Origin of the sequence: Halorubrum sp. CSM-61 (assembly GCF_003781945.1) — an archaeon.
GTDB lineage: Archaea > Halobacteriota > Halobacteria > Halobacteriales > Haloferacaceae > Halorubrum.
Genome location: NZ_RJJW01000009.1, coordinates 16682 through 39705, shown reverse-complemented (window position 1 = coordinate 39705; position 23024 = coordinate 16682). Strand labels below are relative to the sequence as shown.

Below are 23024 nucleotides of genomic sequence, written 5' to 3'. Positions count from 1 at the left end.
GAAGCGAAAGAGCGGGCGCGACGGGATTCGAACCCGCGATCGAGAGGTTAGGAACCTCTCGCCCTGTCCGCTAGGCCACGCGCCCGAGGCGTGAGAGAAAACGTCGCTGCGGGGATCGGCCGGCGCCGCGGAGCCGATTACGCTCTGGTCTCTGTCTCGGTCTCCGTCTCGAACTCCTCGTCATCGTCGACCGTCGAGTCGGCGTTGACCGTCGAGTCGGCGCTGACCGCCGACTCGTCGTCGTCCCCCTGCATCTGCTGTAGTTCGTCCTCGACCTGTTCGCGTCCCTTCTTGAACTCGCCCATCGCCTGGCCGGTCGACCGAGCGAGCTTCGGAATCTTGTTCGCCCCGAACAGCAGGACCAACACGAGCAGGATGATGAGGAGCTCCGGGCCCGCCGGGATGCCGCCGATCAGTGGAATCGCACTTGCCATCTCTATACGACCGTAGCTCTCTGGCGACTATAGTCTTTTTGCCTCGATGAGTGGGGGAGTAGATGCCCCTTAACGTGGCTGAAACCACCGATTATGGCGGTATCGCACTCGAAAAAATTCGTCCAAAAACCGACGCGAACCGCCTGCCGACGACGAAACGATGATACCTCGCTACCGCGACCGATCGGTATGACCGACGTCGGCGACGACGCTCCGACCTTCACCGCCTCGCTCGTGACCGACGAGATCGAACCGTTCGACCTGTCCGAGCGCCTCGGCGAGGAGCCGGTCGTGCTCGCCTTCTTCCCGGCGGCCTTCTCGAACACCTGTACCGACGAGATGGAGGCGCTCCGCGACGGGTTCGACCGCGACGGCTGCAGTCTGCTCGGCGTGAGCACCGACCTCCCGCACGCGCTGGCCGCCTATCGGGCGCAGTACGACCTCCCGTTCGCGCTCGTCGCTGACCCGGCCCACCGCGCGATCGAGGCGTACGACGCGATCGAGTCGTTCGAGGGCTACGGCGTCGACACGGTCGCGCAGCGCGCCGTGTTCGTGATCGACGGCGACGGCGTCGTGACGTATCGGTGGTTCGCGGACGACTCGGGGCAGGAACCGGACTACGACGCGCTCGACGAGGCGGTTGCCGAGGCGAGCAGTTAAAAAGGGATTCGCCGCCCTCCGGGCGGTCAGCCGACCGCCCGCCTCCGACTCTCAGGCCGGATCGCGGAGGTCCTCTAGCGCCTCCGGGTTCTCCATCGACGAGAGGTCGCCGGGGTCCTCGCCCCTGTACACCGACTCGATCGCGCGCCGGATGATCTTCCCGGACTGCGTCTTCGGGAACGCGTCGACGAACAGCAGTTCGCGCGGCCGGAACGGCTTCCCGTGCTCCTCGCCGACCAGCGCCCGCAGCTCCTCCCGCAGGTCGTCGCTCGGCCCGACGCCCGGTTCGAGTACGACGTACGCGACCACCGCGGTGCCGGTGGTGTCGTCGGGGACGCCCACCGCGGCCGCCTGATTGACGGCGTCGTGGTCGATGAGCACGCCCTCGATCTCGGCCGGGCCGACCTTCCGGCCGGCGACGTTCAGGGCGTCGTCGGCGCGCCCGTGGAGGAACCAGAAGCCGTCTTCGTCCTTCTGCGCGAAGTCGCCGTGGTCCCACAGGTCCTCCCACGTCGACCAGTACTCCTCGAGGTAGCGCTCGTCGCCCGACCACAGCGACTTGGTCATCGAGGGGCAGGAGTCGCGAGCGACGAGGTAGCCGCGCTCGCCGGACTCCCTGACCGACTCGCCCGTCTCGTCGACGATGTCGATGTCCATTCCGAGCCCCGGTCCGCCGAGGGTACAGGGCTTCAGGGGCTGGTTCGGCATCGGCATCAGGAAGCAGCCGCAGATCTCCGTGCCGCCGGAGATGTTGATTATCGGGCACTCCCCGCCGCCGATCGCGTCGTAGAACCAGCGCCAGGACTCCGGGTCCCACGGCTCGCCGGTGGAACCGAGGATCCGCAGGCTCGAGAGGTCGTGATCCTCCACCCACTCGTCCCCGTGCTTGCGGAGCGCGCGGATCGCGGTCGGCGAGATGCCGAACTGCGTGATTCCGTGCCGATCGATCATCTCCCAGAACCGGTCCGGCTCCGGGTGGTCCGGCGCGCCCTCGTACATCACCACCGTCCCGCCGAAGGCGTGGTTGCCGATCAGGGTCCACGGCCCCATCATCCACCCGATGTCGGAGACCCAGAAGAACCGGTCCGCGGGCTTCTGGTCGAAGCCGAAGTGGATCTCCTTGGCGCACTGCGTGAGGACGCCCGCGTGGGTGTGGACGATCCCCTTCGGTTCGCCGGTAGTCCCGGACGAGTACAGCAGCATCGACTCCTGATCGCTGGGGAGCCGCTTCGTCTCGTAGCCGACCGGCTGCGACCCGACCGCCTCGTCCCACGTGGCGTCGCGCTCGGAGTCCCACGGGACCGGGTCTTCGGAGTCGCCGGCGACGCTCTCGGCTCCCCCGTCGCCCGCGGGCGTCGCGCCCAGCCGGTCGTACACAACGGTGTGCTCGACGTGGCCGGCCTCCTCGATCGCCGCGTCGGCGGTCGCTTTCAGCCGCACCTCGTCCCCGCGGCGGTAGAAACCGTCTCCGGTAAAGAGGACCGTCGGCTCGGCGTCCGCGATCCGGGTCGCCGTCGCCTCCGTGCCGAACCCGGAGAAGATCGGCACCGCGATCGCGCCGACCTTCAGGCAGCCGTAGAGGATCGAGACGACCTCGGGCACCATCGGCATGTACAGCCCCACGGTGTCGCCCGTCTCGATCCCCACGGATTCGAGGTAGCTGGCGACGCGGTCGCTCTCGCGTTTGAGCTCGTGGAAGGTTATCTCCCGGACGTCGCCGGGATCTCCCTCCCAGATCAGCGCCACCCGGTTGCGGTTCGGCGAGTCGACCGCGGCGTGTCGGTCGACGACGTTGTGCGCGACGTTGATCTCGCCGCCGGGGTACCAGTCGGTGAACTGCGGGCCGTCAGTATCGTCTCGGACGGCGTCGTAGTCGGTGTAGAAGTCGATGTCGAGGTACTCAGTGATCTCGTCCCAGAACCAGTCGACGCCGGACTCGGGTTCGCCGGCGACCTCCGAGGTTGTCCGAGCGATCAGCTCCTCGTAGTCGTCGATCCCGTACTCGCGCATGAACGCGGCGACGTTGGTCGACTCGGCGAACGCCGCGCTCGGCTCGTGTACGACCTCGTCTATCCCCTCGTACTCGTCCATCTCGTCCGGGAGTTTTCGCGGTGACGGTAAGTAATTTTCCTGAACGTTCGGTTATCGCGGATCGACGCACTCGCCGGCGACCGAGACGGTCTCGGCGTCGACGGAGACCGTCCCGTCGTACAGGCCGCAGACCCCGGCGTCCCACGCGAGTCGCCCCTCCCAGTCGGCGCCGGTCACGACGACCTCGTGACGGCCGGTCTCGCCGACCGTCGCCTCGAACGCGCGGGCGACGCCGGGGTCGATCCGGTCGGTCTCCTCCGCGTACGTCGTCCCGTCGTCACCCTCGACGACCACGTCGACGTCGACCGGCTCGTCGCCGTCGTTCCGGACGGTCAGATCGAGTCGGCCGGAGTCGGTCTCTCCCAGTCCGAGACAGCCGGCGGCCGCGGTCGTGGTCGCCATCGCGGCCGTCGCCGCGAGGAGTTCGCGTCGATGCATGGTAAGAAATCGTCACGATAGAACTTGAACACCGGGCACACGATCGATCGAACGATCGATGGCGGGAGTGAGTATTGCAGATCGGTGGCGGCGAGAGAGTATTTAAACAGTCGCGAGCGGCGGCGACGATCGCTTATAAAGAACGATGCGGTTGGCGCGTGCCTCCGAGCGGCCGACAGGCCGCGAGGAGCACGCGCGAGGGAGTCGCTGGCGGCGATCGCCGCCAGCGACGAGGCTGGGGAGGCGTGAGGCGCGGTTGCGGTGCTGTGCGGGTGGGATTCAAAGGGGCAGTCGCTGTGGGCGGCGCAGGCGACGCAAGCACCGCAAGGAGCGAGTAAAACGAGCGACTGAGGCGCGCAGCGAGCGTGCGCCGCCCACAGCGACTGGGGCTTTGGAGGTCTTCGCCGAAACACCGTCGACCACTTATAAACAACCGACAGCAACACCACTCGATCGCTTATAAACAACCGATCAATCCACGTGCAATACCCACTCCCGCTATGCATCGTCGCTGTCTCCGTGTCGATCGAGCCCGAGAAGACTGAATCACCTGAGGATCTCGCCGAAGCCGGATCGCGGTAAAGGCGATCGAGCCGCGAGATATCGAATCGGACGACTCGGTCGACGCGTTTACTCGGCGTCGCCGTCGGCCGTTTCGTCGTCTTCGTCGTCCCCGCCGTCCTCGTCGCCATCGGCCTCGTCGGCGTACGCCGACTCGGGAACGATATCGACGGAGGCGACCGCGTCGTCCGGGTCGAGGTTCATCACGATGACGCCCTTCGTGTTGCGGCTCACGGTCGAGATCTCCTCGACGCGGGTCCGCATGATCTGGCCGTCGTCGCTCATCGCGAGCAGGTGGTCGCCGTGGGTGACCGCCTCGATGGCGACCGCCTCGCCGTTGCGGTCGCCGGTCTTGATGTCGATCAGCCCCTTCCCGTTTCGGGACTGCAGACGGTACTCGTCCAGATCGGAGCGCTTCCCGTAGCCGTTCTCGGTGACGGTGAGCACCCAGTTGTGGTAGTCGTCGTCGATGGCGGCGACGCCGGCGACCGCGTCGCCCTCGCGCAGGTCGATGCCGATCACGCCGCGGGCCGTGCGCCCCATCGCGCGCGCCTCCGACTCGTCGAACCGGATCGCCATCCCGTTCCGGCTCCCGATGACGATGTCGGTGTCGCCGTCGGTCACCTCCACGTCGACCAGCTCGTCGCCGTCCTCCAGCCGGATCGCGCGGATCCCGGTGGTGCGGATGTTGCCGAACTCGTCGACGGCGGTCCGCTTGATGTACCCGTCGCGGGTGACCATCGTGAGGAACTCGTCGTCGTCTAAGTCCTCGGTGTTGACGACCGCCTCGATCTCCTCGCCGTCGTCGAGATCGAGGAGGTTGACCGCGGACTTCCCGCGGGCGGTCCGGGACATCTCCGGGATCTCGTAGGTCTTCAGCTCGTAGATCTGCCCGCGGTTGGTGAAGACGAGCAGGTAGTCGTGGGAGTTGGCGGCGAACACGGAGGAGACGCGGTCGCCCTCCTTCAGATCGGTGCCGATGATCCCCTTCCCGCCGCGGTTCTGCGCGCGGAAGGTGTCGAGCGACATCCGCTTGATGTAGTCGTCCTCGCTCATCACGACGACGCACTCCTCCTCCGGAATGAGGTCCTCGTGAGTCACGTCGCCGACGTCCTCGATGAAGCTCGTGCGACGCTCGTCGTCGTACTCGTCTTTGATCTCCCGGAGCTCAGTGATTATCACCTGATCGAGCTCGTCGGGGTCCGCGAGGATCGTCTCCAGTCGCTCGATCCGGGCGGTCACGTCCTCGTACTCCGACTCGATCTCCTGGGTCTCCATCGAGGTGAGCGACCCGAGCTGCATCCGGACGATGTGTTCGGCCTGCGCCTCCGAGAACTCGTAGTCGGCCTCGAGCGCCGCCTTCGCGGCGTCGCGGTCGTCGGAGTTCTGGATCGTCTCGACCACGTCGTCGACCTGTTCGAGCGCCTTCAGCCGCCCTTCGAGGATGTGCGCGCGGTCCTCGCGCTCCGCGAGCTCGTGCTCGGAGCGCCGCCGGACCACGTCGCGGCGGTGCTCGACGTAGTGTTCGAGCGTTTCCTTGAGGTTCATCACCTGCGGCGAGCCGTCGACCAAGGCGAGGTTGATGACGCCGAAGGTGCGTTCGAGGTGGCTCTCCAACAGCTGGTTCTTGACGACCTCGGCCATCGCGTCGCGCTTGAGCTCGACGACGACGCGGATCCCGTCGCGGTCGGACTCGTCGCGGAGGTCGCGGATCCCCTCGATCGCGCCCTCGTTGACGTCCTCGGCGATGCGCTCGACGAGCCGGGACTTGTTCTGCTGGAAGGGGAGCTCCGAAATGACGATCCGACCCTCCTCCTCGTCGACCTCGAACTCGGCGCGGACGCGGAGTCGACCCCGCCCCGTCTTGTACGCCTTGTGGACCGCGTTCCGCCCGACGATGTTCGCGCCGGTCGGGAAGTCGGGGCCCTTGACGTGCTCCATCAGGTCCTCGACGGTGCAGTCGGGGGTCCGGATTAGCTCGACGGTGGCGTCGATCACCTCGCCGAGATTGTGCGGCGGGATGTTCGTCGACATCCCGACCGCGATCCCCGAGGAGCCGTTGACGAGGAGGTTCGGGAACGCCGAGGGCAACACCTCCGGCTCTTCGAGTCGATCGTCGTAGTTCGACGAGAAGTCGACCGTGTCGCGCTCGATGTCGGCCAGAAGCTCCTCCGCGATCGGCGCCATTCGGGCCTCCGTGTACCGCATCGCGGCCGGCGGGTCGCCGTCGACGGAGCCGAAGTTCCCCTGCCCGTCGACGAGGGGGTACCGCATCGAGAAGTCCTGGGCCATCCGCGCGAGGGTGTCGTAGATCGCGCTGTCGCCGTGCGGGTGGTAGTCACCCATCGTCTCGCCGACGACGGAGGAGGACTTGCGGTGGGCGGAGTTGCTCGTCACGCCCGACTCGTGCATCGCGTAGAGGATTCTCCGGTGGACGGGCTTGAGCCCGTCGCGAACGTCGGGGAGCGCGCGGCCCGCGATCACCGACATCGCGTAGTCGATGTACGACTGCTCCATCTCGTCTTCGATGCGGGCGTTCGTCACCTGCGCGGCGCGGACGTCGTCGGGGTCGACGTCGGGGACGTCCGAGCTCATATGTCCACCCACTCCGCCTCGGTGGCGTGCTCCTTGATGAACTGCTTGCGCGGCTCGACTGCGTCACCCATCAGCACGTTGAACATGCGGTCGGCGGCGGCGGCGTCGTCGACGTTGATCCGCTTGAGCCGACGGTTCTCGGGGTCCATCGTCGTGTCCCACAGCTGGTCGGGGTTCATCTCGCCGAGCCCCTTGAACCGCTGGACCTGCGTCGGGTTCCCGTCGCACTCCTCCTCGACGATGCGGTCACGTTCCGCCTCCGTCATCGCGTCGTACGTCTCGCCGCGGTACCGGACGCGGTAGAGGGGCGGCTGGGCCGCGTAGACGTAACCTGCCTCCAAGAGCGGCTTCATGTGGCGGTACAGGAGCGTTAAGAGGAGCGTTCTGATGTGGGCTCCGTCGACGTCGGCGTCGGTATTGTGGGCGCACAGTCCGCCCATCCCCGCGACGAAGTTCTCGTCGGCTTCGACGGAGAAGTCGTACACGTACCGTCCGGACGGTTCCACTTCTTCGACCCGTCTCACCTCCAGTCCGACGAGATCCTCGGATATGTCACGGTACTTCCGCGTTCCGTGGTTGTCCCAGCCGTTCTCGACCTTCGAGAGCAGACGGTCACCATTTCGGTGTGGCTCCCAGACGTCCCGTATCTTCGCGAGATCCGACCGCGCCGACACGGTGACGGTATGGCTAGCCGAGTTCGTCTTGAATCCGCCGTCGAGGTCATCGGCGTCCATCTTCGAGTGGGACGCTACCACGCCCTGTGCGGAGAGCAGGTACATCACGCCGCTGGCGAGGTGACGCGAGGTCGTCGACCACGCGATCCGCTCTTCGTTGACTGTCCCATCTCCGTGGAGATAACCGCGGAGGAACGCCTGCTGGCAGTCCGACGAAACGTCGAAGACGAGGTCCGGGATCGTTTTTTCGCTCGCTCGGGAGTCGTCGAACCCGAACACGCGTTCCCAGACGACGGCCGCAACACGGTTGACGAGCTTCACTTCGTCGACGCGGTCGTCATTTCGGCTGCGCTTCGCCGGAATACCGAACACGTGATCGAACGCCTCCTGATACGTTTCGGCAAGCGACTCGTTGTTCGAGCCTATCGCGAGTCGAACGCCGTTCCGCGGTGAGCTCGACCCGTCCGCCGCGTAGATACCGAGCAACTCGAAGAGGGTCTCGTCGAGTTCGACGTACCGATCGACACCGTGATCCGCGTGGTGTCGCGGCGTCAGTTCCACGGTCGCGTCGTCGGGTATCTCGTCGAGGTCGTCCACGGAGAGTTCGCTCACTCGGACGTAATCGCGAACGCGGTTCGCTTGTGCCCCCTCGTACTGGTTGTTCCAGCGCTGATCGAGGAGCGAGTCCGTGACAGACACGTTTTCCATCACGGCAGGCGCCGAGACGCCGACCGCATCACAGTACGCCTGGAAGTTCGAGACGGTCGGACGCGAGTTCCCTCGCTCCCACTGCGACACGGTGATGGGCTGGGCAATTCCGACCGCGTCGCAGACGTCCTGTTGAGTGATCCCGGTCTCCTCTCGCTGTTCGCGAAGCGTCGACCGAACCGATTCGGGAACCTCGACTCGCGGCTCGGCCTGAGCCACGGCACCGCCGTCCGTCGCGTACTCCTCGCGGACCCGCTCTTTGAACAGTTCCTCGATCCCAGGGCCGCGCGCGAACAGTTCGGAATCGAACTCGTCGGACCGTTCGACGAGTTCCGCGAGAAGGTCGATCCGTTCCCCGTCACGCGTGCCGGAAAGCGGTACGGACCGCGGTGCGACGACCTGATCGCCCGCGTCGATCTCATCGCCTCTCGCGAGTTCGATCTCACCATCGCGGTGGACGAACACGCTGTGCGAGGCGGTGACTTTCAGGTTTCGTCCGTAATCGGTCTCGATTTCGTACAGCGGCTCGTCGATCTCGTGTCGGATGACCTGATCGATCGGTCGGAATTTCGTCCGATTGTCGTCCCTCCCGAAGCAGAGGACCTCATAATCCTCGTATCCGCGTCCGTCGGCGTCGACCACGCGATCGACGAACTCCCCGATCTCCACGAACCGCGTGTTTCCGTCCGCGTCGCGAACGAATCCGTGTTCCTCGCCGTCGACGCTCATCAGGATAATCTTGTTGTACCGGACGTCGTCGATATCGAACTCCTCGCCGATCCCCGCGCCGATCGCGGTGATCAGCGCGCGGATCTCGTCGTTCTCCAGGATGCGGTCGAGGCGGTGTTTCTCGACGTTGAGGATCTTTCCCTTGAGCGGGAGGATCGCCTGATTCTCGCGGTTGCGGCCCTGCTTGGCCGAGCCGCCCGCGGAGTCGCCCTCGACGACGAACAGCTCCGCCTCGGTGGGGTCGCGCGTCTGGCAGTCGGCGAGCTTGCCGGGCAGCGCCGTCGACTCCAGCGCGGACTTCCGCCGGGTCAGCTCCTCGGCCTTCTTCGCCGCCTTGCGCGCCCTGGCGGCCTCCGCGGCCTTGTGGACGACCTTCCGGGCGGTGTCGGGGTTCTCCTCGAAGAAGGTCCCGAGCTTGTCGTGGGTCGCGGACTCGACGATGCCGCGGACCTCGCTGTTGCCGAGCTTCGTCTTCGTCTGCCCCTCGAACTGCGGGTCGGGGTGTTTCACCGAGATGACCGCCGTGAGCCCCTCGCGGACGTCCTCGCCCTTGAGGTTGGCGTCGAGGTCGTCGACGAGCCCGTGCTCGTTGGCGTAGTCGTTGACGGTGCGTGTCAGGGCGGTCTTGAAGCCGGTGAGGTGGGTGCCGCCCTCGCGGGTGTTGATGTTGTTCGCGAACGCGTGGACGGAGCCCTGCAGCTCCTCGGTCGCCTGCATCGCGACCTCGACGTGGATGTCGTCCTGCTCGTCCTCGAAGTAGATGACCTCCTCGTGGATCGGCGTCCGCGTCTCGTTGAGGTAGCCGACGAACTCCCGGATTCCCCCCTCGTAGCGGAACGTCTCCTCGTCGCCGGCGTCGTCGACGGCCTCGTCGTCGCGCTCGTCGACCAGCGCGACGGCGACGCCGGAGTTGAGGAACGCCAGCTCGCGCAGGCGGTTGGCCAGCGTCGAGAACTCGAACTCGTCCGTCTCGAAGATGTCGCCGTCGGGCCAGAACCGGATGTACGTCCCGGTGTCCTCGCCGTCGTCCATGTCCCGGACGCGCTCGAACCCGTCCTCCGCAGGCTCGCCGCGGGCGAACTCGTGGCGGTAGACGCCGCCGTCGCGCTTCACCTCGACCTCCAGGCGCTCGGAGAGGGCGTTGACGACGCTGACCCCGACGCCGTGGAGCCCCCCGGAGACCTGGTAGGACTTCGAGTCGAACTTCCCGCCGGCGTGGAGGACGGTCATGATGACTTCCAGCGCCGGTCGGTCGTACTTCTCGTGGGTGTCGACCGGGATCCCCCGGCCGTCGTCGCTGACGCTGACGGAGCCGTCGTCGCGGATCGTGACCGTGATCTCGTCGCAGTACCCCGCGAGCGCCTCGTCGATGGAGTTGTCGACGACCTCGTAGACGAGATGGTGGAGCCCCCGACCGTCCGTGGACCCGATATACATCGCCGGACGTTTACGGACGGCCTGCAGGCCCTCGAGGACCTGGATCTGGCCGGCTCCGTAGTCGCTCTGCTCTGACATAGAACTTGGTGGAGCTAATCCGTGCCGGGTTATAAAGCCGGCGCACGCGCGCGGGCGTGAGAGCGGCGATCTATCATAAGTGACGAAACCGGAGATCTACTGCTCGGCGAGCGCGGCTCGCGCCCGCTCGACGACCGCGACGCGAACCCGATCCGGGTCCGCGCTCCCGCCGCCGGCCCCGAACCGAACGGGCGTCTCCCTCGCGATCGACTCGACGACCCGGTCGGCGACCGCGTCGACGGTCGATCCCTCGCCCCGGCGATCGAGGTCCGCGACGACGCGCTCGATCCGTCCACCGGTGGCGTACGTCGCGGCGATCGTCTCGGGGTCGTCGAGCTCCGGGGCGTCGCGGTCGCCGTCTGGACCGTCCTCGCCCGCGTCGGTCACCGCATCCTCCGCGGGGATCTTCCCCCGCCCCCCGCGCTTGTTGCGCACGACGACCCCGGCGGCCGGGCCGTCGCGCCACACGGACTCGGGGACGGCGTACTCGTACGGATCGAAGTCGCGGGCGTTCACCTCGCGCTCGATCGCGTTCACCGCGTCGAGCCCGATGCCCTCGAAGGCGGCCCCGGCGGCGTCGGGCGGGCGGAACGCTCCGTCTCCCGCTCCCGCCCACACGTCGGTCCCGAGGAACGCCGGGAGCCGGTCCCAGTCGTAGTCGGTCCCCCGGTGGTGGGTGGCGACGCCGAAGAAGACCACCGCCTCGGGGTCGTCGACAGCGTCCCGGAAGGCCTCGCGGTCGAACCGCTCCCGAACGCGCCTGACGGCGGGCCGGAGCGCGACCGGAACCGCGTCCGGGTCCGCGTACGTTGTTTCGGGGTCGCCGAAGCGGAGGAGACCGGACTCGTCCATCCGGAAGCGGAGCCCCGTCCCGTCGATCAGTTCGAGGAGCCAGAGGTGACCCGTGAGGAGGTCCTCTGTGCCCTGCGAGCCGCGAACGTCGGGGAGGGGTGGAAACGAGCGCATGGTTGGGCGACGGTGAGTCGTCGAAGCGTGGGTTCCGGAGGGGGTTGGCTCTTGGGGGTCGCCGGCGCGAGTCGACGCTGCCACGGTTCCGACGAGCGTGCCGCCCGTTCCCACAGCTACAAGCCGCCGCCCGGCGTACCGACGCCCGATGCTACCGATCGCGGACTCCTTCGAACACGACTATCAGGGCTGTGAGATCCGGTACGGCCGCGGGCGCGTCGCCGAGCTCGGCGACGTCCTGGACGAGCGAAACCTCGGCGACGCGCTCGTCGTCTGCGGCTCGAACGTGGGCGCCAACGACGACCTCATGGACCCGATACGCGAGGGGCTCGGCGACCGGTTCGCGGGGGTCTTCGACGGAACGACCCCGGACAAGCGCGTCGAGGAGGCGTTCGACCTCCTCGACAAGCGGGCCGAGGTCGGCGCGGACTCCCTCGTCGCGGTCGGCGGCGGGAGCAGCCTCGACGTGGCCCGGCAGGCGACGCTGCTCGACGTCGACGGGCGGGACCTCGCCGACCTCCGGGCGGACGCGGAGGAGGGGACGGACGCGCTCGGCGAGCTCGCGCCCGAGACCGACCCCGCCCTCCCGTTCGTGGTGATCCCGACGACGTTCGCCGGCGCCGACGTCTCCACGGGCGGCTCGCTGGAGGTGCTCGCCGCGGACGCGTCGCCCACCGGTCAGCCGATGACCGTCAGCGGCGCGGGCGCGATGCCGACCGTCGACCTCGCGGACCCCGCCCTGTTCGAGACGACCCCGCGGTCGGCGCTCGCGGGCTCGGCGATGAACGGGTTCAACAAGGGGATCGAGACGCCGTACGCCGCCGACCCATCGCCCGTGAGCGACGCGACCGCGGTCCACGGGACGCGGCTCCTGCGGGACGCGCTCCCGCACGTCGCCGGCGACCGCCCCGACGACCCGGCGGCGACGGACCGCGCCGTGGTCGGCGCGCTGCTCGTCCAGCTCGACCGGAAGATCTCGGTGATCCACGCGTTCGGGCACGGGTTCGCCCGCCGGTACGACGTCCAGCAGGGGGCCGTCCACGCGGTGGTCGCGCCGCACGTCCTCGCGTTCCTCTTCGACGAGGTGGACGCGAGCCGGCGGGCGCTCGCGAACGGGCTCGACGTCGCGACCGCCGGCCGCGACGACGACGCGATCGCCGAGGACGTGGTGCGCGAGGTCGCCGCGGTCCGCGACTCCCTTCCGGTCCCCTCGCGGCTCCGCGATCTCGGACCGGTCGAGGAGGACGACTTCCCCGCGATCGCGGAGTACATCGCCGACGACTGGTCGATGGACCGCGCGCCAGCCGACCTCGACGCGACGCCCGAGGCGATCGAAGGCGTGTTGCGGGAGGCGTGGTGAGGCAATTATAAACGGTTACTGGCGGCCGCGGCGATCACTTATAAGGACCGCGCGGTGGCGCGTGCCGGCGAGCGGCCGAAAGGCCGTGAGCCGCACGCGCGAGGTCGCCGGCGCGTAGCGCCGGCTGCCAGAGGGACCTCCGGTCCCTCGCTGGAGTCGCTGGCTCCCGGAGCGAAGCGGAGGGTGCCAGCGACGAGGCTGGGGAGGCGTGAGGCGCGGGGCGGTGCTGTGCGGGGCGGGTGGGGCTCAAAGGGGCAGTCGCGATTTCCGCGAGCGGAGCGAGCGGAAAGACGGGAGACGAAGTCTCCCGGAAGGACGAAGCACGACGATGTAAGGACCGCAGGGAGCGAGCTATGCGAGCGACTGAGGACCGCAGCGAGTCGCGCGAGTCCTCGCGGCTGGGGCTTTGGCGGTGTTCATCGCGGAGCCATCGATCACGTACGGCCGAGCGGCTGGGGATTTGGCGGTGTTCGTCGTCGGTCCGCGACTCTCTATTTATAAACGATCGGCTGAGGGTTTGAAGCCGTTCGCCGTTGATCCGCGATCACCTGGATAAGAACTTCGATCACACCTTTAAAAACGATCGTCCTAATCGTCGGCGGGCGCGTCAGGTCGGTACGCCTCGCTTATCGCCTTCCACTTCCCGGAGTGGAACCGCCAGTAGTTGATCGCGGCGGGGATCGTCGTCTCGGCGAGGAACGCGAGGTAGACGCCCCACAGCCCGATCGCCGGGAGCGCGACCTCCGGAATCGTCACGCCGATCCCCGGCACGTCGATCGCCGGCGTCGCCTCGTGGGCGCCGACGTACGCCAGCGGGATCGACACGCAGAACATCCCGAGGAACTGGCTCGCGAACGGGATCTTCGTGTCGCCGGCCGCGTCGAGCGGTCCCGCCGCGCCGCCGGAGATCCCCTGAAAAACGACCGCGACGCAGGCCGCGTACACGAGGTTCACGGCGATCGGGATCTCGGGGCTCTCCGGCGTCTCGGCGAACAGCGTGACGATGTCGGTCGCGAAGACGGCGGTCAGCGCCGCGAAGATCACGTACGTCGCCACGGAGAAGCGGATGATGTCGCGGGCGTAGGCCTCCGCCTCCGCGGGGTCCTCGCCGCCGAGCTCCTGTCCGACCAGGCTGGAGGAGGCGAGCCCGAAGCCCCAGCCGGGGGCGTTCATGATCCCCCAGATCCGGCGGGCGATGACGAACGCGGCGACGGTGTTCTCGCCGAACACGTCGAGGATGGCGAGCATCGGGAACTCCGCGACGGTCCAGACGAGGTTGCGCGCGCCCACCGGGAGCCCGATCTCGACGAGGTCGCGGAGCATGTCCGGGTTCACGTACGAGCCGAACGGGCTGATCGAAATGGGGAACTCGCCGATCCCGGGGACCCGACCTCGCACGAGGCCGATCGTGAACGCGGCGACGGCGAGCACGTTCGAGAGGACGGTGCCGAGCGCGGCGCCCTCGACGCCCCAGCCGAGCCCGAAGATGAACGCGGCGCTCAGGACGATGTTCGCCAGCGCGCCGCCCGCCCGGACCTGCATCGCGGTGTACGCGTCGTCGCAGCCGACGAGCACCCGGCTTCCGACGAGGTTGAGCGCGGCGAAGGGGACGCCGAGCCCCACGATCCGGAGGTAGTCGGCGCCGAACGCGATCGCGGTCTCGTTGCTGCTCAGCACGTCGATGAAGCGCGTCGGGAACGTCCAGAAGGCGGCCGAGACGGGGATCGTGATGACGATTGCGAGGAGGACGCTCGCCCGGACGGCGTCGCCGAGCTCCTCGTACGCCTCCGCGCCGAAGCGCTGGGAGACGAGGGCGATGGTGCCGCCGGCGACGCCGCCGCCGAGCGCGAACGCGAGCCCCCAGTAGGGGCCGGCGAAGCCGACGCCGGCGACCGCGCTGGTGCCGACGGCGACGCCGACCATCGCCACGTCGACCGCGTTCTTCGACATCCGGGCGATCCCCGTGACGATCCGCGGCCACGCGAGGTCCGTGGTCCGGACCACGCGGTGCCGGTCGATCAGCCCCGCCCTCGCGAGGGCGAAACCGATGTAGAGGATTAGCGCGCGGAAGGGGTTCGGAAGGCGGGCCACTGCGGATACGCTCCTTTCACCGTGGGTAGTAAAGGGATTTCGTCACGCGGCGGGCGTTTCCGGATCGGGAGATCGAACTCGACGTCGGGGCCGGAAAACGCCCTCGTGCGCCGGGACCGAGACCGGACCCCGAGCGTCGATATCGGACCGGCCTCAAGCGCCCGAGACGAGGTACACCGACGCCGCGGCGAACGCGATTCCCAGCGCCTTCCGCGCGGTGAACGACTCGCCCAAGAGGAGGAAGCCGATCACGGAGGAGAACACGAGGAACATCGCGAAGATGGGCGTCACGACGCTCACCGGGCCGAGCGCGAGCGAGCGGTACAGCGCCAGGATGCCGATTCCGAGGAAGACGCCGGCCGCGAGCACGTGCAGGATCTTCGGGGAGGCGAGGTGTTCGGTGAACCCCTGCCCGGTGTACGCGAGCACGGCCACGGCCATGCAGATGAGAAGCGTGTTCGAGACGACGACGGCCACGTCGCTCGGGACCGCGTCGGGGCCCGTCGTCGCGACGCGCATCAGCGGCGAGACCAACGCGTACGCGCCCATCGCGAGCAGGGCGTACGGGAGATACGTGTCCATGGTCCGGAATGACCGGCGGCGGACAAGTGCCTACCGACCCGCGTCGGAGAGGTGCCGTTCGCGGGCCGTCTCGCGGCTCGCGCCCTCCCCGTCCGCGTCTGCCCACCCGCGTCGCCCCTGATCGGCACCGAAACGGTGACGACCGTCCCGCGGGGCGCTCGGTCCTCGAACCGGACGTTCCCCCCGACCTGATCGGCGCCCCACTTCACGATCCACAGCCCCAGCCCGCTGCCGTGTTCGAGGGGCGTCTCGGTGCCGCGTTTCAGCACCTCGCGCTCCGCCTCGTCGATTCCGGGACCGTCGTCCGCCACGGAGAGCTCGACCCACCCGTCGTCCGCGGCGGCGCCGAGCCACACGGAGGGGGGCTCGCTGTCGTTGTGCCGCACCGCGTTCGAACACAGACTCTCCGCGATAACCCGCAACACCGCCGGAACCCGGACCGAGGGCACGTCGCCCGCGACGGAGACGTTCGCGTCCGGGAACTCCGACCGGCACTCTTCCGCCACTTCCTCGACGAGGGCGTCGAGCGCCACCGGCGGCGACGGCTTCGCCATCGGATCGAACAGCTCGCTCGCGGTCCGGGTGCGCTCGCTGAGATCGAGGATGCGCGAGGCGCTCCGCTTGACCACTTCCAGGGCGCGCTCGTCGGTCGGGTCCGCGCGGAGGCGGTCGGCGTACCCGTGGATCAGGTTCGTCTCCGTCCGCACGTCGTGTCTGAACACCCGGTTGAGCACGTCTAACCGCTGCTGTTGGCCGAGGTACTCGCCCACGTCGTGGAACACCACCACCTCGCCGGTCGGCCGGTCGTGCCCGTCGGCGATGCGCCTGACGGTGACGTCGTACGGGTGTCGACCGTTCGTCCCCACGATCGAGAGCGGGGACCGGTCCGACTCCTCGACCGAGACCTCGTCGTACCGCGGGACGACCGCGTCGGCCGGCTCTCCGATCGCGGCCCGGCGGTCGATCCCGAAGGTGTCCGCGGCGCTCTGGTTCAAGTCGATCACGTACCCCTCGGTCCCGATCACGAACGCCGGATCGTGGAGGTGCTCGAACACCAACTGCCGAGCGCGACGCCGAGGGGCCGGGGCGAGCGTGAGCAGCCGGAACCGGGAGAGCGCGAGGAGGTACGCCACGCCCGACACCGCGAACGCGAGCGGGGTCGGGTCCAGTCCGGCGATCGGGAACGTCCCCGCGAGGTGGAACACGCTGCTGGCCCACGGCGCCGCCGTCCCCACGAGCAGCGCGGCGCTCTGCCCCCGGAAGGGGCGCGCGTCGTCGCGGACGAGCCGGAGGATCGGGACCGACCCCAACAGCCCGAGCAGGTACGTGTACCCGGCGATGACGTAGTACCACGGCCCGGTCTCGACGCGGAGGAACGAGCCCACCGCGGTCGCCGCGACCTCCCGGTCGACGACGATGAGCCCCCACGGGTCGCCGGCGGCGACGACGCCGAGCGTGACGACGGGGGCGACCGAGAGCGCCGCCACGACCCCGGGCGTCACGTACCGTTCCCGCCCCGTGTACTCCAGCGCGAACAGCAGCCACCCCACCGGGATGACCACCACGCCGATCCACTGCACGTCGTACCACAGCGACTTCGCCGCCAGCGTCGACGCCTCCAGCTCGAAGACGAGGAACGTCGTCCACCAGACCTGCCCGACGAGCAGCACCGTCAGCCACGTCGCGCCCGCCTCCGGCCGCTCGCGCCACGCGAGGATCGCCGCGGACGTACCGGTGACGACGGCGGAGAGCAGCGCGACCGACAGCGGGCTCAGCCCGATCACAGTTATTTGCATGCGGTCGAAATATAAATCATTTTGTTTCAATGATTGGATGTATTCGGCTTCAAAGAGAACCGGTCGCGGTGAGAACCGTGAGATGGCGAGGGGAACCCGTTCCTCCCCGCCACTTCTCGCGAGCCAGACCCGTCAGCTCCGTCGGTTTATCACGCCGCGACGACCGCGAGCGCGGCCGCGACGACGAGGTAGCTGCAGTCCGGGGCGACGCCGAGCACCGCGGCGTCGTCGACTCGGCCGGCGAGCGCGGTGACCGCGAGCGACGCCGCGAGTCCGACGCCGAGCGCCGCGGCGACCCCCGGCGAGAGGACTCCGGTCGCCGTCGCCGCGGCCAGCGTCGCCGCCGTGGCGAGGTCGACCCCGTACAGCACGCGACGAGTCCGGGCGACGCCGAGGGCGATCGGGAGCGTCGAGACCCCCGCCGCGGCGTCCGCCTCCACGTCCCGGACGTTCGGGAGCTCGGCGTCGACGAACGACCGCAGGAAGAAGTAGGCGACCGCGACCGCGACGACCGGTTCGACCGGCGCGGCGCCGACCGAGCCGGAGCCGAGGGCCGCGGACCCGGCGAACGCCAGCGGCAGGAGGGTGACGGCGATCGCCCAGCCCGCGGCGACGACGGCGGAGCCGACGACCGGCACCTCCTTCAGACGCGGGAGCCGCACTCCGGTCCCGAGATCACCGTCCGGCGCGAGCGAGCGGAGGGCCCGCCCGGCGTTCGGGAGCCAGTCGGAGGCGTACGCGATCCAGAACGCGCCCGGGAGCAGCGCGACGCCGAGCGCGAGCGGTCCGCCCGCGACCGAAAGCGCCAGAGCGAGCCCGTAGGCGAGGGCGGCGGCGAGCATCAGCTGATCGCCGTACCGGCGCGCGATCCGCGCGCGTCCGGGCGTCGAGCGGGCGTCCGCGGCCGCGTCGGCGACGTGGTCGACGGTGTACACCGCGAACGCGACGAGTCCGACCACGGCCGGCGCGGGCGAGAGCGGCACGCCGAGCAGGACGGTCGCGATGACCGTCTCGACCGCGGCGATGGCGGCGACGAACGGGGAGCCGGACGCGAGCTCGACGAGCGACTGCAGGAGCCCGGAGGCGGAACTGGTCGCGGTCGGTTCGGTCGTTCCGGTCGCGGCCGGTTCAGTCGTTCCGGTCGCGGCCGGTTCGGCCGAAACCGACTCACCGGGTGGCGTCCGTTCCGCGGCCGCGGCCGGTTCGGCGGATCGCGTCGGGGGTGCCCCGACCGCCGCTCCGGTCGGAGCGGCTCCGGTCGCGGTCGGCGCTTCGGTACCGATCCCTCCCGCCTCGGGAGCCGTCGACTCGGCGTCGAGAGTCGGTTCAGCGCGATACGTCTCGTCGGTGCCGTCGATCGCTGTCGACGGCGGGTCTCGTGTGTCTTGCATCGGTCGGCGAGCGGTCGTTCGGAGCGCCCGCCGATTACGTATCAGAGTGCGTGACTATCTATTAATCCCCGAACTAACTGTAGAAAACACGGCCAGTTCGTCGCGAGATCCGCTCCGCGGCGTCGGATCGCGGTCAGCCTCGTCCCCTTCAGTACGCTTTTGGGGCGAGCGACCGACGGATCGGGTATGGACGGAACTTTCGACCACGTGATGATCCGCGTCGAGGACTTAGAGGAGAGCCTCGACTGGTATCAGACCCACCTGAACTACGAGGAGAAGGGTCGCTGGGAGGCCGACACCTTCACCAACGTCTTCCTCGGTCCCGAGGACGTCCACGAGGACGGCGCGCTCCTCGAACTCACGTACAACCACGACGGGCGCAGCTACGAGATCGGCGACGCGTGGGGCCACATCGCCGTTCGCGTTCCCGAAGACGCGCTTCAGGAGTCGTACGACCAGCTGATGGAGGAGGGCGTCGAGGACTACCGCGACCCCGAGTCCTGCGGGAACCGCTACGCGTTCGTGAAGGACCCCGACGGCCACGAGATCGAGATCGTCAAGCGCGACCACGGCGCGAAGTGGAGCATCGACCACACGATGGTCCGCGTCGAGGACGCCGACGAGGCGCTCGGCTACTGGACCCGCAAGTTCGAGTACGCGGAGCAGCCGTCCGGCCGCTGGGAGGCCGACAGCTTCTCGAACTACTTCGTGGCCCCCGAGGACGCCCCGCAGGAGGCGATGCGACTGGAGCTCACCTACAACTACGACGGCCGCGAGTACACGATGGGCGACGGCTGGGGCCACGTCGCGGTCCGCGTCGACGACCTCGACGAGGCGTGGGAGACGCTGATGACCCGCGAGGCGCCCGACTACCGCGACCCCGAGTCCTGCGACCACAACTACGCGTTCACGAAGGACCAGGACGGACACGAGATCGAACTGGTCACTCGGGAGTAGTCGGATCGCTTCGCGGTTTGCGGAGCCTTGATACTTTTTGTACTGTTGGGGTCCGCAATAGCGGAGCGTCTGGGGCTGGACGTGGCTAGTACGGACATGGGAACGAGCGATAGCGGGAGTGAGTATTGCAGATCGGTGGTGGCGATACAGTACTTAAACGACTGTGAGCGACAGCGACGATTGTTTATAAAGAGGATGCAGTCGGCGCGTGCCTCCGAGCGCCCACTGGGCGCGAGGAGCACGCGCGAGGGAGTCGCCCGGCGCTTATAAGCGCCGGGCGACGAGGCTGGGGAGGTGTGAGGTGCTGTGCGGTTGCGGGGCGGGTGGGACTCAAAGGGGCAGTCGCGCTCGGCGAACCCCAGCGACGCAAGCAGCGTGGCGCTACGCGCCACGGGTAGCCGGCGGCGGAGCCGCCGGCGACACCACAGGAACGAGCAACGCGAGTGACGAGGAGCGCAGCGAGCTGTGGGAGCCGAGCGCGACTGGGGCTTTGCGGGTCTTCACCGCAGAGTCGCCGATCAGGTATAAACAGCCGCCAGCAACGTCACTCGACCATTTATAAACAACTACCTCACAAATGTGCTATACCCACTCCCGCTATCAGCCACGGAGGAGCCGCTATCTCACTCGCCCGCCTGCTCTACACCCGTAACCTCGAACCGCGCACCGCCGTCACGTCCCTCCGTGACCCGGATCGACCAGCCGTGAGCCGTCGCCACCTGCTCGACGATCCGCAGGCCGAAACCGGTCCCCTCCTGCGAGGTCGAGTAGCCGGCGTCGAACACCTGATCGCGGTCCGCCGCCGGGATCCCCGGCCCGTCGTCCTCGACGAAGAACCCGATCTCGTCGCTCCCGTTCGCCTCGCCCCCCGGCCCGCCTCCGTCCTCCGTCCCGCCTCCGTCCTCTTCCCCACCGCCCAGCGCGCCCACGGTGATCGCCACGTCGTCGCCCCCGTGTTCCACGCTGTTCCGCACCAGGTTCTCGACGAGCTGCCTGAGTCGGCTCTCGTCGGCCCGGAGCCACAGGTCCTCGTCGACGGTCAGCGTCGCGTCCGCGGTCTCGACCGTCTGCCAGCAGGACTCGACGACGACCGAGAGCCGGACCGGCTCCGTCTCGCTCACCCGCTCGCCCTCGCGAGCGAGCGTGAGCAGATCGGCGATCAGCGTGTCCATCCGCTCGTGGGCGCCCGCGGCCGCGTCGAGGTGGTCGCTGTCGCACTCGTCGCGGGCCAGCTCGATCCGTCCCTGCGCCACGTTCAGCGGGTTTCGGAGGTCGTGTGAGACGACGCTGGCGAACTCCGCCAACCGGTCGTTCTGGCGCTCCAGCTCCGCGCTCCGCTCGTGGAGGCGGCTGGTCCGCGCCGCCGCGTTGAGCGCCGTCTCGGCCGCGGTCGCGAGGATCCGCGCGAGGTGCTCGTCGGTCCCGTCGAAGACGCCGGGTTCCATCTCACCGACGGAGATGGTCCCGTGCTCGCCGACGGGGAGGATCATCAGGCTCCGGAGGCCGGTCCCGGTGTCGAGCGCGCCGGCGGTCTCGATGTCGTCGTACACCTGGGCCTCGCCCGCCTCGAAGGCGTCCCAGTTGAGGCTCCCGCCGTCGGGGGTGAACACCTCCCGGTCGGGGAGCACCGCTTCGACCGCCTCCGAGACCGCGACGGGGACGAGCCCGCCGGCGTCCTCGTCGTACAGCCGAACGGTGACCACGGAGAACCCGAGCACCTCCTCGGCGGCGTCGACGACGCGCTCGGCGATTTCCTCGGGAGAGTCGGCCCGGATCAGGCCTCGGGTCGCGTCGTGAAGCCGTTCCAAGCTGGTCTCGCGGGCGACGCGATCCAACGCGGCTTCGAGGTGGTTCGCGAGGATCTCCGCGATGAGCACGTCCGTCTCGGTGAACGCGCGCGGCTCCGACGAGGAGATGACGAACAGCCCGCGGTCGCCGATCGGGTGGAGGACGATGCTCTCGGCCGGCGTCTCCTCGTCGAGCCGGTCGAACGCCGACAGGGCGCCGACGGAGAGCGGCTCGTCCCCGCGGTACGCCTCCCACGCGAGGGCCGCGCGCGTCCCGGCGGGGGCGTCCCGGTCGTAGACCGGCTGTTCGTCGAAGAGCGCCGGCACCGACTCGGCGAGCGCGGCGGGCTCGAGCGCGTCGCCGTCCTCGTTCACGAGGTGGACCCCGCTCAGCCCCGCGCCGACGATCTCGTCCGCGGCGTCGACCGCCAGCTGCGTCGTCTCCGCCGCCGTCCGCGTGTAGTTGAGGTCCCGCGTCCACTCGCGGAGCCGCGACAGCTTCTCCTCGCGCCGCTTGCGGTCCGAGATGTCGCGGGTGTTGATCACGAACCCGCCGACGCCGTAGTCGTCGAGCCGGTTGCTCCCGACGGACTCCACCCACAGGTAGCCGCCGTCCGCATTCTCTAGCCGGTATTCGACCGTCGGATCGGGCCCGTCGCCGGTGACCGACCGCGCGAACGTCTCGACCACTCGCTCGCGGTCCTCCGGATGGACGTACGAGAACGCGTACTCCCCGACCAGATCCGTCGGGTCGTGACCGAGGATCCGCTCGACCGAGGGACTCGCGTACTGGAACGTCCCGTTCGCGTCGAGCGCGGTGACGATGTCGCTGGACTGCTCCACGAACGCTCGGTGACGCTCGCGTTCCGCCACGTCGCGGACGATCCCGACGAAGCGTCGCTCGCCGCCTTCCTCGAACTCTCCGAAGGATATCGACAGCGGGATCTCGCGGCCGTCGCGGTGCTTCCCGGGAAACTCGACGGCCGACCAGTCGATCGAGCGCTCGCCGGTCTCGCAGTACCGCGTCAGGCCCTCGCGGTGCGCCTCCCGCTCCCGTTCCGGCATCAGCGTCGCCAGCGGCTCTCCCTCCAGCCCCGCGGGCGCGTAGCCGAACAGCCGCTCGACCGCCGGGTTCGCGAACCGGATCCGGCTGTCGGCGTCGATGGTGACGATCGCGTCCATCGAGTGATCGGTGATCGCCTGCAGGTGCGCCCGCGTCCGGTCGGCCTCGCGTTCGATCCGGCACTTCTCGACGGCGTCGACGACGCGGTTCGCCAGGATCTCGTACTGCTCCGTGCCGCCGCCCTTCTGGAGGTAGTCCGTCACGCCCGCGGAGATGGCCTCGCTGGCGACCGACTCCGACCCCTTCCCGGTGTAGAGGACGAAGGGGATCTCCGGGTCGCGCTCGCGGACCCGCTCTAAGAACTCGATCCCGTTCGGTCCCGGCATGTCGTGGTCGGAGACGATACAGTCGACCTCGGCGTCCGGGTCGTCGAGGCGTTCGAGCCCCTCGGTGGCGTTCGGAGCCGTCTCGACCGCGATCCGCGAGTCCTCTCGCTCGAGGAACGACGCCGTGATCTCCGCGAGATCCGGGTCGTCCTCGACGTGGAGCACGCGGATGCGGTCACTCATGGATTCCGACTACTCGTGACCCCGCCATAACCGTTTGGACCGTCTCCGACCGATCGG

At 68.7% G+C, this 23024-nt stretch carries 13 protein-coding genes, 1 tRNA gene and 3 pseudogenes; 3 read left to right on the top strand and 14 right to left on the bottom strand.

Translation table 11 applies throughout. The features are described from left to right. Positions 1-12: 12 nt before the first annotated feature. Positions 13-85, bottom strand: a tRNA-Arg gene (locus EDM04_RS14805). 52 nt (positions 86-137) lie between these two features. Then, positions 138-434, bottom strand: coding sequence for a twin-arginine translocase TatA/TatE family subunit (locus EDM04_RS14800; protein ID WP_123623435.1), 297 nt, complete (start codon positions 432-434; stop codon positions 138-140). A 189-nt stretch (positions 435-623) separates the two neighbouring features. Between EDM04_RS14800 and EDM04_RS14795 the strand changes: the two genes are divergently transcribed. Next, on the top strand, positions 624-1094 hold the full coding sequence (locus EDM04_RS14795; RefSeq protein WP_123623433.1) for a redoxin domain-containing protein: 471 nt from the start codon (positions 624-626) through the stop codon (positions 1092-1094). A 51-nt stretch (positions 1095-1145) separates the two neighbouring features. On the opposite strand, the gene EDM04_RS14790 is transcribed toward EDM04_RS14795, so the two are convergent. The 7 genes and pseudogenes from EDM04_RS14790 to EDM04_RS14770 form a co-directional block, all read right to left on the bottom strand. Next, entirely contained in the window at positions 1146-3185 is a 2040-nt protein-coding gene (locus EDM04_RS14790; protein WP_123623431.1) for an AMP-binding protein, read from the bottom strand. A 51-nt stretch (positions 3186-3236) separates the two neighbouring features. Then, entirely contained in the window at positions 3237-3623 is a 387-nt protein-coding gene (locus EDM04_RS14785) for a hypothetical protein (protein ID WP_123623429.1), read from the bottom strand. A 630-nt stretch (positions 3624-4253) separates the two neighbouring features. Continuing rightward, a complete protein-coding gene (gene gyrA / locus EDM04_RS14780; RefSeq protein WP_123623427.1) occupies positions 4254-6779 on the bottom strand; it encodes a DNA gyrase subunit A in 2526 nt (841 codons plus the stop codon). Continuing rightward, positions 6776-7195, bottom strand: a pseudogene (locus tag EDM04_RS19075) (DNA topoisomerase IV subunit B); the annotation flags it as partial. The pseudogene EDM04_RS19075 and the gene gyrA, both read right to left, overlap by 4 nt. Before the next feature lie 6 nt (positions 7196-7201). Continuing rightward, a pseudogene (locus EDM04_RS19070) lies at positions 7202-8890 on the bottom strand (LAGLIDADG family homing endonuclease); the annotation flags it as partial. Beyond that, positions 8876-10405 (bottom strand): annotated as a pseudogene (locus EDM04_RS19065) (DNA gyrase subunit B); the annotation flags it as partial. The pseudogenes EDM04_RS19065 and EDM04_RS19070, both read right to left, overlap by 15 nt. 96 nt (positions 10406-10501) lie before the next feature. After that, a complete protein-coding gene (locus EDM04_RS14770; protein WP_123623423.1) occupies positions 10502-11371 on the bottom strand; it encodes a hypothetical protein in 870 nt (289 codons plus the stop codon). 148 nt (positions 11372-11519) lie between these two features. Between EDM04_RS14770 and EDM04_RS14765 the strand changes: the two genes are divergently transcribed. Next, the gene (locus EDM04_RS14765) at positions 11520-12731 is read left to right on the top strand and encodes an iron-containing alcohol dehydrogenase family protein (RefSeq protein ID WP_123623421.1); all 1212 of its coding nucleotides are present in this window, start codon (positions 11520-11522) and stop codon (positions 12729-12731) included. 588 nt (positions 12732-13319) lie between these two features. Here the strand turns inward: EDM04_RS14765 and EDM04_RS14760 are convergent. The 4 genes from EDM04_RS14760 to EDM04_RS14745 form a co-directional block, all read right to left on the bottom strand. Beyond that, positions 13320-14822 carry an MATE family efflux transporter gene (locus tag EDM04_RS14760; RefSeq protein WP_123623419.1) on the bottom strand — a complete coding sequence of 501 codons (1503 nt, stop codon included), beginning with the start codon at positions 14820-14822 and terminating at the stop codon, positions 13320-13322. 153 nt (positions 14823-14975) lie between these two features. Next, the gene (locus EDM04_RS14755; protein WP_123623417.1) at positions 14976-15404 is read right to left on the bottom strand and encodes an EamA family transporter; all 429 of its coding nucleotides are present in this window, start codon (positions 15402-15404) and stop codon (positions 14976-14978) included. After that, complete coding sequence (locus tag EDM04_RS14750; protein WP_123623653.1) at positions 15341-17188, bottom strand: histidine kinase N-terminal 7TM domain-containing protein; 1848 nt, start codon at positions 17186-17188, stop codon at positions 15341-15343. Before EDM04_RS14750 ends, EDM04_RS14755 begins: the two co-directional genes overlap by 64 nt. A gap of 161 nt (positions 17189-17349) precedes the next feature. Continuing rightward, positions 17350-18591, bottom strand: coding sequence for a UbiA family prenyltransferase (locus EDM04_RS14745; protein ID WP_241154937.1), 1242 nt, complete (start codon positions 18589-18591; stop codon positions 17350-17352). 186 nt (positions 18592-18777) lie between these two features. On the opposite strand from EDM04_RS14745, the gene EDM04_RS14740 reads away from it, so the two are divergent. Beyond that, complete coding sequence (locus EDM04_RS14740) at positions 18778-19548, top strand: VOC family protein (protein ID WP_123623415.1); 771 nt, start codon at positions 18778-18780, stop codon at positions 19546-19548. A 623-nt stretch (positions 19549-20171) separates the two neighbouring features. On the opposite strand, the gene EDM04_RS14735 is transcribed toward EDM04_RS14740, so the two are convergent. Beyond that, a complete protein-coding gene (locus EDM04_RS14735) occupies positions 20172-22967 on the bottom strand; it encodes a PAS domain S-box protein (RefSeq protein ID WP_123623413.1) in 2796 nt (931 codons plus the stop codon). Between the last annotated feature and the right edge of the window lie 57 nt (positions 22968-23024).

Excerpts from the sequence above, each read along its gene's own strand:
- EDM04_RS14800 (WP_123623435.1), bottom strand. The coding sequence starts at position 434 with ATGGCAAGTGCGATTCCACTGATCGGCGGCATCCCGGCGGGCCCGGAG.
- EDM04_RS14795 (WP_123623433.1), top strand. The coding sequence starts at position 624 with ATGACCGACGTCGGCGACGACGCTCCGACCTTCACCGCCTCGCTCGTG.
- EDM04_RS14790 (WP_123623431.1), bottom strand. The coding sequence starts at position 3,185 with ATGGACGAGTACGAGGGGATAGACGAGGTCGTACACGAGCCGAGCGCG.
- EDM04_RS14785 (WP_123623429.1), bottom strand. The coding sequence starts at position 3,623 with ATGCATCGACGCGAACTCCTCGCGGCGACGGCCGCGATGGCGACCACG.
- gyrA (WP_123623427.1), bottom strand. The coding sequence starts at position 6,779 with ATGAGCTCGGACGTCCCCGACGTCGACCCCGACGACGTCCGCGCCGCG.
- EDM04_RS14770 (WP_123623423.1), bottom strand. The coding sequence starts at position 11,371 with ATGCGCTCGTTTCCACCCCTCCCCGACGTTCGCGGCTCGCAGGGCACA.
- EDM04_RS14765 (WP_123623421.1), top strand. The coding sequence starts at position 11,520 with ATGCTACCGATCGCGGACTCCTTCGAACACGACTATCAGGGCTGTGAG.
- EDM04_RS14755 (WP_123623417.1), bottom strand. The coding sequence starts at position 15,404 with ATGGACACGTATCTCCCGTACGCCCTGCTCGCGATGGGCGCGTACGCG.
- EDM04_RS14745 (WP_241154937.1), bottom strand. The coding sequence starts at position 18,591 with ATGCAAGACACACGAGACCCGCCGTCGACAGCGATCGACGGCACCGAC.
- EDM04_RS14740 (WP_123623415.1), top strand. The coding sequence starts at position 18,778 with ATGGACGGAACTTTCGACCACGTGATGATCCGCGTCGAGGACTTAGAG.
- EDM04_RS14735 (WP_123623413.1), bottom strand. The coding sequence starts at position 22,967 with ATGAGTGACCGCATCCGCGTGCTCCACGTCGAGGACGACCCGGATCTC.